This is a genomic window from Mycobacterium sp. SMC-19 (genome assembly GCF_045310815.1).
GTDB lineage: Bacteria > Actinomycetota > Actinomycetes > Mycobacteriales > Mycobacteriaceae > Mycobacterium.
Window position 1 is genome coordinate 272260 of record NZ_JBJIAM010000004.1, and the last position, 12692, is coordinate 284951.

Consider the following 12692-nt stretch of genomic DNA (forward strand, 5'->3'; position numbering starts at 1 on the left):
GGTGCACTGGTGAAAGGCGTCCGAAAAATGGCCTCTCTGTCGTTGACCAGGTTCGCTGTCGCAGCTGGCAGTCTGGCTCTGTCGCTCTCCGCCGGAGCTGGGTTCGCATCCGCGAGCCCTGACCTCGGCCCGATCATCAACACCACCTGCAGCTACTCGCAGGTGCATGCGGCGCTGGTCGCGGAGAACCCCTCCGCCGCCGCGGAGTTCGACGCCAGCCCGAACGGGCCGGGCATGCTGCAGATGTTCCTGAACTCGCCGCCGGCCAAGCGGCAGCAGCTGGCCGGCATGGTCCAGGCCATGCCGGAGGCTCAGCAGTACGTCGGCACCATCACTTCGGTCGCCAACTCCTGCAACAACTACTGAGCGGATCCCCGCGGTGGGTCCGCGCAGTAAGGTCCTGATCACGGCCGCGGAGCTCACGGAGCTCCTGCGGGCGGGTGATCCGGTCACCCTCCTCGACGTCCGTTGGAGTCTGGAAGCGCCAGACGGGCATCAGGCATATCTTCACGGCCACCTTCCGGGCGCGGTGTACGTCTCACTCGAAGACGAATTGTCCGACCACACCGTGCCCGGTCGGGGTCGCCATCCCCTGCCGACCGGCCGCAATCTGGAGGCCGCCGCCCGCCGCTGGGGGGTACGGCGCAACCAGCCGGTCGTGGTCTACGACGACTGGAACCGGGCCGCGTCCGGACGATTGTGGTGGTTGCTGACCACCTCCGGCGTGGCGGACGTCCGCATCCTCGACGGTGGCCTGCAGGCGTGGACCGCCGCCGGCGGTGAGCTGCAGACCGGCGAGGTCTGCCCCGAGCCGGGCAACGTCACTCTGCTGCCCGAGGACCTCTATGAGGGCCTGCGGCCCACGCTGACCGCCGACCAGGCCGGCGACGGCGCTCAGTCCGGCTCGCTGGCACTGCTCGACGCCCGCGCCCCCGAGCGGTTCCGCGCAGAGGTGGAGCCGATCGATGCGGCCGCCGGTCACATCCCGGGCGCGAAGAACCTGCCGTTCACCGCACTGCTGGCCGCCGACGGAACGTTCCTGCCCAGCGATACGATCGCCGGGCTGCTGGCCGACCACGGCGTCGGCGACGACGACACGGTGGGCGCCTACTGCGGCTCGGGGATCAGCGCCACGGTGATCGTCGCGGCACTGGCCGCCGGAGGCCGCTCGGCGGCCATGTTCCCGGGGTCGTGGTCGCAGTGGAGTGCGGATCCGTCCCGTCCGGTGGCACGCGGCGAGGGCTGAGGGGCCGCATCAGCCGAGGCGGCTGGGTCAGCTGAGGTGGAAGTCCGCCGGATCGGGGCTGCCCAACATCGCCTTCATCGTGGCGCGGTCGAACGGCCACAGATCGACGGTGCCGCCCTCGGTGAGGTACCACGAATTGCAGCCGGTGTTCCACACTGTCGGACCCATCGCGATCGCGACGTCGTCGTTGAACCGGGTCGTGGCCTGATCGGTGACCTCGATCGTGGTCAGCTCGCCGGCCCGGAACTTCGCCAGCCACTGCCCGATGTAGCGCGCGGTCAACTCCGAGGTGTATTGCAGTGAGATCGACCCGGTGGGCGAATTGGGACCCAACACCGTGAACAGATTCGGGAAGCCGGGAATCGCGGTCATCTGGTAGGCCCGCGGCCCCTTCGCCCAAGCGTCATCGATGCTGACGCCGTCCCGGCCGTGCAACCGCATGGGGCGCATGTAGTTGTGGGCGTGGAAGCCGGTGGCCAGCACGATGACGTCGGTGTCCCGGTGGGCGCCCTCGGCGGTGCGGATGCCGTTCGGGGTGACCTCGGCGATGCCGTCGGTGACCAACTCCGCGTTGTCGGCGCGGATGGCCCGGTAGTAGCTTCCCGACACCACCTGACGTTTGCACAGCGGCTCATAGTCAGGCCGGAGCTTGGCTCGTAGCGCTTCATCACGCACCTGGATTCGCAGGCAGGCCCGGGCGTAGGCCTGCACCGCCCGGCGCCGCCAGGTCGGACGGGTGGTGACGTCGGTCAAGACTCGCGAACCGCCGAATGCCATCAGCCGGTAGAGCGTGCGATGCAACGTCGGGAACCGTGCCAAGACGGCGGCGACGCCGGGAAACTGTCGAAGCGACATGGGCGCCCACAGAATCCACTGCGCCGAACGAACATAGTGATCGATCGATACGGCATCGGGCTGCAGGGCGGAGACCACCTGTACGCCGGTGGAACCCGTGCCGATCACCGCGATCCGCTTTCCATCGGTCTCCAGCGCGTCGTCCCAACGGGCGGTGTGCACCACCGGGCCGGCGAAGTCCGCCAGTCCGGGGATGTCGGGAACAAACGGGTGGTGCAGGACGCCGGTCGCGCAGATCAGAAAGTCGGCGACCAACTCTTCACCGGCAGCAGTGGTGACAACCCAGTGCCGACGCTCGTCCCATTGCGCGTCGGTCACCTCGGTGTCGAGCCGGATCAGCTCCGCCAGACCGAGTTGCTCGACGACGTCTCGGTGATAGCGCTGAATAGCCGTGCCGGTGGCCCAGGCATGCTGCCAGTCGGGTTTGGGCGCGAACCCGAATTGATAGATCTGCGAGGGTACGTCGCACCGCAGACCCGGATAGTGGTTCCAGTACCAGACCCCGCCGACGTCGGAGCCCTTCTCCAGCACGGTGATATCGGTGAAACCCTGCTCACGCAGGACGTGGGCGGTGGTGATACCCGCGACGCCCGCCCCGATGATGATGACGCGGGGCTCACGCCCGGTCACGACGCCGTCTCGTCATGATGTGTGCGGGCCTGTCGGTCCACCCGCTCGATGTAGGCACTGCGCGCAGCGGTGTCGATGGACGTCAAGGCCCGCCGGTCGTCGATCAGCCGCCGGGCCAGACTCTGCAGCCACTCGGGCACAAACGCCGTCATCGACCACGCCGGAGCCACCCAACGGGGCACCGACCGGCGAGCGGCACGTGTTCGCAGCACCGCCCAGATCGCCGCAGCCACATCATCCGCATCGACCGTGGGCATCCCGCCGCCCAGCGGGGCACCCGAGGTCAGCTCGGTCCGCACCGCCGAGGGCAGCACCGCCGACACCGCGACACCGGTTCCGGCGTACTCGCGCCGCGCGGACAGCGACGCGCCCAGGGCCGCGTATTTGCTCGCGTTGTAGGTGACCATGCCCGGCACCGGAATCATGCCGGCCATCGAGGCGACGTTGACGACATGTCCACGGCCACGTCGGGCCATGCCGGGCAACACCGCCTGCATACCGTTGAGCACGCCTCGGATGTTGACGTCCAGAATCAGGTCCCTGACCTGCTCTGTCTCGGCTTCGAACGCTCCAAGCGGCATAACCCCGGCGTTGTTGATCAGGATGTCCAGCGGGCCGCCGGCATCGGAGTCCGTCTCGATGCGCGCGAGCATGTCCCGCCAGGACGCCGCGCTGGTCACGTCGAGCCGGCCGCCGCAGACGCCGAGTTCGGCGGCGGTGTGCAGGCAGGCGTCTTCGTCGACGTCACCGATCCACACTCGTGCACCGTGAGCGGCGAGCAGCTTGGCGGTGGCCGCCCCGATCCCGCGGGCGCCCCCGGTGATCAGCACTCGGGCGTTGCCGACCGACTGCTTCTTCGGCATGGGCTAGTCGCGCAACGCCGCGACCGCGTCGACCAGCAACTGGCGCGCCCGGTCGGCGTCGACCATGCTCGGCGGCTGGCCGCGGACCGGTTGCGGGTTGGCCGTGACCTGCACCAGCGCACTGCCCAGGTAGGCGGTGAAGGTGTAGGACTCGCGGGACTGCTGCTGCCCGTCCTTGCCCGTGATCTCGATCTCCGAGTGTGAACCCACCGTCTTGGCGTGGTCGATCTTCGGGGCGTCCACGTCGTCGAGGTAACCGGTGAGCTTCCCGGCGTTGAACGAGACGTGCTTGCACTTCTCGGCGTCGGCATCGTCATACGGCAGGTCCTGGTCGGCCTGCATGGCGATCGCCACCAGCTGGTTGCCGTTGCCCAGGATCGAGACCATCGACATCTTGCCCCGGATGCCCTTCGGCGGCCGGCCGGTGTTGGCGGCGTACTCGGCGCAGTCAGAGGGATCGAACGTGACGCCGGGCGGCATCTTCTGCGGCCCGAGGATCTTCGGGTCGATGTCGTTGGGACCCTTGGTCTGGGTCTTGAAATCCGAGCCGAACGTCGACTGGACGTTGAACAGCTTGGTGGTGTCGACCGGCTTCTGGGATCCCCCACAGCCGGCCAGTGCTTGCGCACACACGAGGAAGCCAACCGAGGAGACAAGCAATGACTTGCGTACGGGCATCCAAGGAATCTACCAATGCCGATTCCCCGGCCGCGGGCGGTGGCCATCGGCGTTCGGGCGCGATCCGCGCCGATCCGCCGCCACTCTAGAAGCCCAGCCGCCCGAGCTGCTTGGGGTCGCGCTGCCAGTTCTTGGCCACCTTGACCCGCAGGTCGAGAAAGACCTTGGTACCCAACAGCTTCTCGATCTGAGTGCGCGCGGCCGTACCCACCTCGCGCAGCCGGGCGCCGCCGCGACCGATCACGATCCCCTTCTGGCTGTCGCGCTCCACGTACAGCAGCGCATATACCTCGATCAGGTCCTCGCGATCGTCGCGCGGGCGCACCTCCTCGATCACCACCGCCAGCGAATGCGGCAGTTCATCGCGCACCCCCTCCAGGGCGGCTTCCCGGATGAACTCGGCCATCAGGGTCTCTTCGGGCTCGTCGGTCAGTTCACCGTCCGGGTAGAAGGCGGGCCCCACGGGCAGCGCGGCGGCCAGCACGTTGATCAGCACGTCGACCTGCTCGCCGCTGATCGCCGATACCGGCACGATCTCGGCTTCCGGCGCCAGCTCGCCGACCGCCACCAGTTGCGCGGCCACCTTGTCGCGGGTGGTCTTGTCGATCTTGGTGACGACCACAACCAGCTTGGTTCTGGGTGCGACGACACGGATCTGCTCGATGATCCAGCGATCCCCCGGCCCGATGGCCTCGTCAGCGGGAATGCACAAGCCGATGACGTCGACCTCGGAATAGGTGTCTTTGACCAATTCGTTCAGCCGCTTGCCCAGCAGCGTCCGGGGACGGTGCAGGCCGGGGGTGTCGACCAGGATGATCTGGAAGTCATCGCGGTGCACAATGCCGCGGATGGTGTGCCGGGTGGTCTGCGGGCGGTTCGAGGTGATCGCCACCTTCGCACCCACCAGGGCGTTGGTGAGCGTCGATTTGCCGGTGTTTGGCCGGCCGACAAAACATACGAAGCCGGAATGGAACTCGGTCACGAGCCGCCTTTCGCCGAACGTGTTCTCAGCGTGAGATTTCGGATGCGTTGTCGCGCTGGGCGCACGTTCGACGCGCGCACAACGTGTGCGTCACTGCTCAACTGCGGCCTCCTCGCCGGTGGGTTCGACGGGGCTGACCAGAACCGTGCCGATCCGCACCCTCCCGCGGCTGTCGCGGCTGCCTTCGGCCCGCAGGCGCAGGCCGTGTGACACTACCTCGGCACCCGGCAGCGGAACGCGGCCCAGCTCCAGCGCGAGCAGCCCACCGACCGTGTCGACGTCGAGACCGGAGTCGAACTCCACCCCGTAGAGCTCCCCGACGTCTTCGATCGGCAGCCGCGCCGAGACCCGAAATCGGTTGCCGTCCAGCTCCTCCACCGGGGCGACTTCGCCCTGGTCGTACTCGTCGGCGATCTCGCCGACGATCTCCTCCAGAACGTCCTCGATGGTGACCAGACCCGCAATGGCGCCGTATTCGTCGACCAGCAGGGCCATGTGATAGCGACTGCGCTGCATGTCTTCCAGCAGCGCGTTGAGCGCCTTGGAATCGGGCATGAAGACCGCCGGGCGCATCACCTGCGCCACCGTGGTGTCCCGCCCTCCGGTGACCGAGTAATAGGTTTGCTGGACAAGGTCTTTCAGGTAGACGACACCGAGGATGTCGTCGACGTTCTCGCCGATCACCGGAATGCGGGAATGCCCGCTGCGCACCGCCAAAGACGTGGCCTGCCCGGCGGTCTTGTCATTTTCGATCCAGACCATCTCGGTGCGCGGCACCATCACCTCGCGGGCCGGGGTGTCGGCGAGCTCGAAGACCGACTGGATCATCCGGCGCTCGTCGGCCGCCACCACCCCGCGCTGCTGCGCCATGTCGACCACTTCGCGCAGCTCGATCTCGGAGGCGAACGGCCCGTTGCGGAACCCGCGCCCCGGGGTCAGCGCGTTACCCAACACCACCAGCACGCGGCTGATCGGGGCCAGCAACACCGACAAGACTTGCAGCGGAAGCGCTGCGGCCAGCGCGATCGAATAGGCGTTCTGCCGGCCCAGAGTCCGCGGCCCCACCCCGATCACCACGAAGCTGACCACCACCATGGCCGCCGCGGCCGCGAACAGTCCCCAGTCCAGGCCGAGCACCGCGCTCAGCAGATACACCAGCAGCGCGGTCGCGGTGACCTCGCAGGTGATCCGCAACAACACCACCAGGTTGATGTAGCGAGGACGTTCGGCCATCAGCTTGACCAACCAGACCGCACCGGGCCGTTTCGCCCGGACCAGTTCCTCCACCCGTGCCGGCGAGACGGTGCTGACCGCGGCGTCGATCGCCGCGAACAACCCACCCAGACCGATCAGCGCAATCACGCCGAGTAGCAGCGGTGTTCCGGTCACGATTCGTCGAAATACCTGGACTTGTCGAGGAGTCGGCGGTCCTTCTCGCTCTGGGTCTCGGCCCGGTAGGTCTCCACCTGGTCGGCGACCCACTCCTCGAGCAGGCGGCGCTGCAGGGCGAACATCTCTTTTTCTTCGTCCGGCTCGGCGTGGTCGTAGCCGAGCAGATGTAACACGCCGTGCACGGTGAGCAGCGCCAGCTCCTGGCCCAGGGAATGCCCGGCCGCCGCGGCCTGCTCGGCGGCGAACTCCGGGCACAATGCGATGTCGCCGAGCATCGATGGCCCGGGCTCGGGAGCGTCCGGGCGGCCGCCGGGCTCCAGCTCGTCCATCGGGAAGCTCATGACATCGGTGGGCCCGGGCAGGTCCATCCAGCGCATGTGCAGGTCGGCCATCGCGGCGGTATCCAGCAGCACCATCGACAGCTCGGCCCCTGGATTGACGTCCATCTTGGCCAGCACGAATTTGGCGACGCTGACCAGCTCGACCTCGGAGACGTCGAGACCGGATTCGTTGGAGACCTCAATGCTCATCGGCGTGACCTGCCTTGCGATGCGCGCCGCGACGCTCGGTTCATGGCCAGCCCCGGCTGGACCTGTTCGGATTCATGGCGGGCGTAGGCGTCGACGATCTCCGACACCAACCGGTGCCGCACGACGTCGACGCTGGTGAGCTCGGCGACGTAGATGTCGTCGATGTCGTCAAGGATGTCCACGGCGGCCCGCAACCCGGATCTCGCCCCGCCGGGCAGGTCGATCTGGGTGACGTCACCGGTGACCACGATCTTGGCGCCGAAGCCCAGCCGGGTCAGGAACATCTTCATCTGTTCGGCGGTGGTGTTCTGCGCCTCGTCGAGAATGATGAACGCGTCATTGAGGGTCCGGCCGCGCATGTAGGCCAGCGGCGCCACCTCGATGACACCGGAACTCATCAGCTTGGGGATCAGCTCCGGGTCCATCATGTCGTGCAGCGCGTCATACAGCGGGCGCAGATACGGGTCGATCTTCTCGCTCAGGGTGCCGGGCAAAAACCCCAGCCGCTCACCGGCTTCCACCGCCGGCCGGGTCAGGATGATGCGGGTGACCTGTTTGGTCTGCAGCGCTTTGACCGCCTTGGCCATCGCCAGATAGGTCTTGCCAGTGCCGGCCGGCCCGATACCGAAGACGATGGTGTGCGCATCGATGGCGTCGACGTAACGCTTCTGGTTGAGCGTCTTGGGCCGGATGGTCTTACCGCGCCGCGACAAGATGTCGAGGCTGAGGACTTCGGCGGGTGATTCGTTGCCGGTGCCCACCAACATCCCGACGCTGTGCCGCACCGTTTCGGGCGTCAGGGACTGCCCGCCGGCCACGATCGCCACCAGCTCGGAGAGCACCCGTTCGGCCAGGGCGACATCGGCCGGCGCTCCGGAGATGGTGACGGCATTGCCGCGCACATGCAGGTCGGCACTGAGCAGGCGTTCAATGGCGCGCAGGTTCTCATCTGCGGAACCCAGCAGGCCCACGACCAGGTCGGGTGGAATATCGACGCTGCTGCGAACCTGCGAGGCCGGCCCGGCAGCGGGGGTATCGCGGGGCGTCACGGGGTTTCCGATGCCTGCTTCCTGGGGGTTTGTGCCGTGGGTACGACGATGAGTCGGACGCTTGAGTCTACCGCCTACCGTCACCGATGAGCGGTTCGTTCAAGACGAGGCGGTGCCGCGCGCGCGAAACTGCCGGGTATGAGCGAGGAAACCTTCACCCCTGCCCTGGGCCGCCTGGCGCCGGCCCGGTTCTTCGACTACGTGGTGGCGCTGACGCGCGAGCGGCTGTGGCGAGGCCTGACCGTCATGCACCTGGCGCCGCGTCCCGGCGACACGATTCTCGACGTGGGTTGCGGCACCGGTTCGTTGGCGCTGCTGGCCGCTCGGGTGGAGCCGCAGGCGAACATCGTGGGCCTGGACCCCGATCCGGAGATCCTGGCGGTGGCGCGGCAAAAGGATGCGGAGTCCGAGTCAGCCGGCCGGGTCCGCTGGCTGACCGGGATGGGCGACGACCTGGTGGCATCGGTGGGCGCGGAATCGATGGACGGCGTGACGTCTTCTCTGGTACTGCACCAATGTCCGATGGACATCAAGCGCGCCATCCTCGCGTCGATGTTCGCGGTGCTGCGGCCGGGCGGGCGGCTGGTGATCGCCGACTTCGGGTTGCAACGGACGCCGCTGATGCGCCTGGCGTTTCGGTTCGTCCAGTTCGCCGACGGCAAGACCGATACCCAACCGAATGCCGATGGTGTTCTCCCGGAGCTGATTTCGGCCGCCGGCTTCACCGAGGTTCGCGAAGCCGACGTGGTGGCCACCATCAACGGAACGATCTCGATCTATACCGCCCGCAAACAGTGATCACACGAGGGCGTTCAGCACCACCGACGGCGTCAGGCCCATCATCTCCCGCATCTGGCGGGTGAAGTGGGCCTGATCGGCAAACCCCGCGGCAATGGCGGCGTCGGCCAACGGCATGCCCGACTGCAGGGCTTCGACGGCGCGACGCAGCCGCGACCAGACCCGCCAGCGGGCCAGCGGCATCCCCAGTTCCCGGCGCGCCAGCGCGCGCAGGCGCTGCGGCGAGAGGCCAATCTCGGCAGCCAGGCTCGGCATCGTGATGTTGCTGTCGGCCAGTAGGGCCAGCGCCGACACCAGGCGCGGATCCAGCTCCTCCGACTGGCCCCGGCAGGCGGCTGCGACATCGGGCTCGCGCAGCTCGCCCAGCTCGGGGGCTGCGGCGATCCCGGCGTCGTAGCGTTGCCGCAACCGATCGGCGAACAGGCAATGCGGCTCGATGAAGTAGGTGATCAGGTCGCGGATGGCCAGGATGCGGTGCGGCGCCATCGGTGACACCACCAGTGCGGCGGCCTGATGGCAGCTGCCGGAGAGATCCACCATCGTCACTTCGCCTCGCCCGGCCACCACGATCTGGAAGGCCCCGTGACGGTGAATCGGGCCGCCGCCGCCCACCGGGCCGCGATACACCGCGTAGCCGTCGCTGATGCTCAGCGACGGCACCGAGGCCGCCCGGCTATTCACTCCCCCAGCGCGGCGTCAGCACCCCGAGCGCGCCCAGCGCGACTGCCGCCGCGGTCGAGGTGCGCAGCACAGCAGGACCGAGCCGGGTGGCGACGGCACCAGCGCCGGTCAGCGCTGTCCGCTCCGCCTCGGTGATCCCGCCCTCGGGGCCCACCACCAGCGCCAATGCCGCGGCGGTGGGCTCCACCGCGTCGGCCAAGGCGACGCCGGCCGCGTCGTGCAGCATCAGCACGGTCGTGCCGGCGGCCACCTGGTCGCGCACCCACGACACCAGCTCGGCGTCGCTGAGCACCCCATCCACCGGCGGAATGTGGGCCCGGCGGGATTGCCCGGCGGCCGCTCGGGCCACCGCCTGCCAGCGCCGCAGTCCCTTATCGGCTCGCGGGCCGTCCCAGCGGGCCACGCACCGGTCGGCCTGCCACGCCATGAAAGCGTCGGCGCCGGCCTCGGTGGCCAGCTCGATCGCCAGCTCGGAACGCTCGGATTTGGGCAGCGCCTGCACCACGGTCACCGGTGGGGCCGGCGGCGCGAACTGGGAACGCTCCAGCACCCGGGCCCGCAGCCCACCGCGGTCGACCTCTTCGACCTGGCATTGCGCCACCAGCCCGGCGCCGTCACCGAGGGTCAGCTGCTCACCGGGCCGGATCCGGCGCACCGTCGCGGCATGGAACCCGGCGTCGCCACCGAGCACGGCCAGCGCACCCACCTCGGGCAGCGCGTCGACATAGAACAGGCCTGCCACCGCGGGCTCAGCGGCCGGTGAAGGTTTCGCGCAGTCGGCTGAACAGCCCGCCGCTGTTCTGCGTGTGCGCCGAGCGGACCTCGGCGATCTCGCGGTCGCGGTGCTGCTTGAACTTGCGCAGCAGGTCGGTGTCGTGGCTGTCGAGGCGCTCGGGAACCACCACCTCGATGTGAGCGTGCAGGTCACCGCGCACACCGGTCCGCACCTGCGGCATGCCGTGGCCGCGCAGCACGATGGTGGCCCCCGGTTGGGTGCCGGCCGGGATGGTGATGTCGGTGGCACCGTCGAGGATCGCGTCCACGGTCACGGTGGTGCCCAGCGCCGCGTCGACCATCGGCACCGAGATGTGGCAGTGCAGGTCGTCGGCGTCGCGGGCGAAGATGTCGTGAGGCTGCTCGTGCACCTCGACGTAGAGGTCACCGGCCGGTCCCCCACCCGGGCCGACCTCGCCCTGGGCCGCCAGCCGCACGCGCATGCCGTCGCCGACTCCAGCCGGGATCTTGACGCTGATCTCACGGCGCGAGCGCACCCGGCCGTCGCCACCGCACTGGTGGCACGGGTCCGGAATCACCTCTCCGACGCCGCGGCAGGTGGGGCAGGGCCGCGAGGTCATGACCTGGCCCAGCAGCGAGCGCTGCATGCTCTGCACCTCGCCGCGGCCATGGCAGGTGTCACACGTCATGGGGCGCGAGTCAGCGTGGGTTCCGCGGCCTTGGCAGCGGTCGCACAGCACCGCGGTGTCGACCGTGACGCGCTTGGTCACCCCGGTTGCGCACTCGGTGAGGTCCAGGCGCATGCGCAGCAACGAGTCCGAACCCGGCCGGACCCGTCCGATCGGGCCGCGCGAAGCTGCCCCGCCGCCGAAGAACGCTTCGAACACGTCCCCGAGGCCCCCAAAACCGCCACCGAAACCGCCACCGAAGCCGTTACCGCCGCCGCCGCTCTCCAACGGGTCGCCGCCGAGATCGACGACGCGGCGCTTCTCCGGGTCGGACAGCACCTCGTAGGCGGCGCTGATCTCCTTGAACTTGGCCTGCGCCGCCTCGTCGGGGTTGACGTCGGGGTGGTAGGTGCGCGCCAGCTTGCGATAGGCGCGCTTGAGCTCGGTGTCGGTCGCGTCCTTATCGACGCCCAACAAGCCGTAATAGTCGCGTGCCACGCCTAGCCCTTCCCAACTTCTGCCAGCCGGAGATTAGCGAGCCCCGAGCACTTCACCGATGTACATAGCAACAGCTGCAACACTGGCGATCGTTCCCGGATAGTCCATCCGGGTGGGACCCAGCACCCCCATGCCCCCGTAGACGGTGCCCAGCGACCCGTAAGCGGTGGACACCATCGAGGCGCCGGCCATCTCCTCAGCCTCGGTCTCGTGACCGATGCGCACCGTGACTTTACCGGCTTCCTGCTGCACGGCGAGCAGCCGCAGCACCACAACCTGCTCTTCGAGAACTTCCAGCACCGACCGCAGTGAACTGCCGAAGTCGGCGGCGTTGCGGGTCAGGTTGGCCGTGCCGCCGAGCAGCAGGCGCTCCTCGCGGTGCTCGACCAACGATTCCAGCAGCACGGTCGCCGAGCGACCCACCGCGTTGGCCAGGCCGGGCGACAGCCCGCTGCGCCCGTCGAGGTGCCCGGCGAGTTCGGCGACCGCGGTGGAGGCTGCCGAGATCCGCTTGCCCTCCAGCGCGGCGCCGAGCAGCTCCCGCAGCTGGCTGAGCTGATGCTCGTCGATCGGTTCGCCCAGTTCGACAATGCGCTGATCGACCCGGCCGGAGTCGGTGATGACCACCAGCAGCAGCCGCGCCGGGGTCAGCGCGATCACCTCGAGGTGGCGCACCGTCGACACCGACAGGGTCGGGTACTGCACGACGGCCACCTGGCGGGTCAGCTGCGCCAGGGTGCGCACCGCGCGGCGGAGCACGTCATCGAGATCGACACCGGAATCCAGGAAGGACAGAATCGCCCGGCGCTCCGCGGCCGACAGCGGCTTGACGTCGTCGATCCGGTCGACGAACTCCCGGTAGCCCTTCTCGGTGGGCACCCGCCCGGAACTGGTGTGCGGTTGGGCGATGTACCCCTCGGCCTCCAGCACGGCCATGTCGTTGCGGACGGTGGCCGGCGAAACCCCCAGGTTGTGCCGTTCGACCAGGGCTTTGGAGCCGATCGGCTCCTTGGTGGCAACGAAGTCCGCGACGATGGCACGCAGTACCTCGAGGCGGCGATCATCAGCCACGCCCACGGGTGCTCAC

Annotated in this window: 14 protein-coding genes; 3 read left to right on the forward strand and 11 right to left on the reverse strand. The window is 68.5% G+C overall.

Going from position 1 to position 12692, the window contains the following annotated elements; translation table 11 throughout:
• Positions 1-27 precede the first annotated feature (27 nt).
• Together ACJH5R_RS11335 and ACJH5R_RS11340 are read left to right on the forward strand one after the other, a co-directional pair.
• Positions 28-366, forward strand: a complete 339-nt coding sequence (locus ACJH5R_RS11335; protein WP_406758608.1) for a hemophore-related protein — start codon at positions 28-30, stop codon at positions 364-366.
• A gap of 13 nt (positions 367-379) precedes the next feature.
• Complete coding sequence (locus ACJH5R_RS11340) at positions 380-1246, forward strand: sulfurtransferase (RefSeq protein ID WP_406758607.1); 867 nt, start codon at positions 380-382, stop codon at positions 1244-1246.
• A 27-nt stretch (positions 1247-1273) separates the two neighbouring features.
• On the opposite strand, the gene ACJH5R_RS11345 is transcribed toward ACJH5R_RS11340, so the two are convergent.
• The 7 genes from ACJH5R_RS11345 to ACJH5R_RS11375 form a co-directional block, all read right to left on the reverse strand.
• The gene (locus ACJH5R_RS11345) at positions 1274-2731 is read right to left on the reverse strand and encodes a flavin-containing monooxygenase (protein WP_406758606.1); all 1458 of its coding nucleotides are present in this window, start codon (positions 2729-2731) and stop codon (positions 1274-1276) included.
• Positions 2728-3594, reverse strand: a complete 867-nt coding sequence (locus ACJH5R_RS11350) for an SDR family oxidoreductase (RefSeq protein ID WP_406758605.1) — start codon at positions 3592-3594, stop codon at positions 2728-2730. Before ACJH5R_RS11350 ends, ACJH5R_RS11345 begins: the two co-directional genes overlap by 4 nt.
• 3 nt (positions 3595-3597) lie before the next feature.
• On the reverse strand, positions 3598-4272 hold the full coding sequence (locus tag ACJH5R_RS11355) for a DUF5642 family protein (RefSeq protein WP_406758604.1): 675 nt from the start codon (positions 4270-4272) through the stop codon (positions 3598-3600).
• 85 nt (positions 4273-4357) lie between these two features.
• Entirely contained in the window at positions 4358-5254 is an 897-nt protein-coding gene (gene era, locus ACJH5R_RS11360; protein WP_406758603.1) for a GTPase Era, read from the reverse strand.
• 90 nt (positions 5255-5344) lie between these two features.
• On the reverse strand, positions 5345-6643 hold the full coding sequence (locus ACJH5R_RS11365; RefSeq protein ID WP_406758602.1) for a hemolysin family protein: 1299 nt from the start codon (positions 6641-6643) through the stop codon (positions 5345-5347).
• On the reverse strand, positions 6640-7176 hold the full coding sequence (gene ybeY / locus ACJH5R_RS11370; protein ID WP_406758601.1) for an rRNA maturation RNase YbeY: 537 nt from the start codon (positions 7174-7176) through the stop codon (positions 6640-6642). The genes ACJH5R_RS11365 and ybeY overlap by 4 nt, the downstream gene beginning before the upstream one ends.
• Positions 7173-8225, reverse strand: coding sequence for a PhoH family protein (locus ACJH5R_RS11375; protein ID WP_406758600.1), 1053 nt, complete (start codon positions 8223-8225; stop codon positions 7173-7175). Before ACJH5R_RS11375 ends, ybeY begins: the two co-directional genes overlap by 4 nt.
• 138 nt (positions 8226-8363) lie before the next feature.
• Between ACJH5R_RS11375 and ACJH5R_RS11380 the strand changes: the two genes are divergently transcribed.
• Positions 8364-9023, forward strand: a complete 660-nt coding sequence (locus ACJH5R_RS11380) for a class I SAM-dependent methyltransferase (RefSeq protein WP_406758599.1) — start codon at positions 8364-8366, stop codon at positions 9021-9023.
• On the opposite strand, the gene ACJH5R_RS11385 is transcribed toward ACJH5R_RS11380, so the two are convergent.
• The 4 genes from ACJH5R_RS11385 to hrcA are packed head-to-tail and all read right to left on the reverse strand — an operon-like array spanning position 9024 to position 12682.
• Positions 9024-9704, reverse strand: a complete 681-nt coding sequence (locus ACJH5R_RS11385; protein ID WP_406758598.1) for a helix-turn-helix domain-containing protein — start codon at positions 9702-9704, stop codon at positions 9024-9026.
• Positions 9697-10446 carry a 16S rRNA (uracil(1498)-N(3))-methyltransferase gene (locus tag ACJH5R_RS11390; RefSeq protein ID WP_406758597.1) on the reverse strand — a complete coding sequence of 250 codons (750 nt, stop codon included), beginning with the start codon at positions 10444-10446 and terminating at the stop codon, positions 9697-9699. Before ACJH5R_RS11390 ends, ACJH5R_RS11385 begins: the two co-directional genes overlap by 8 nt.
• A 7-nt stretch (positions 10447-10453) precedes the next feature.
• Positions 10454-11605, reverse strand: a complete 1152-nt coding sequence (gene dnaJ, locus ACJH5R_RS11395) for a molecular chaperone DnaJ (protein ID WP_406758596.1) — start codon at positions 11603-11605, stop codon at positions 10454-10456.
• Positions 11606-11638: 33 nt separating this feature from the next.
• Positions 11639-12682, reverse strand: a complete 1044-nt coding sequence (gene hrcA, locus ACJH5R_RS11400) for a heat-inducible transcriptional repressor HrcA (RefSeq protein ID WP_406758595.1) — start codon at positions 12680-12682, stop codon at positions 11639-11641.
• Positions 12683-12692: the final 10 nt, after the last annotated feature.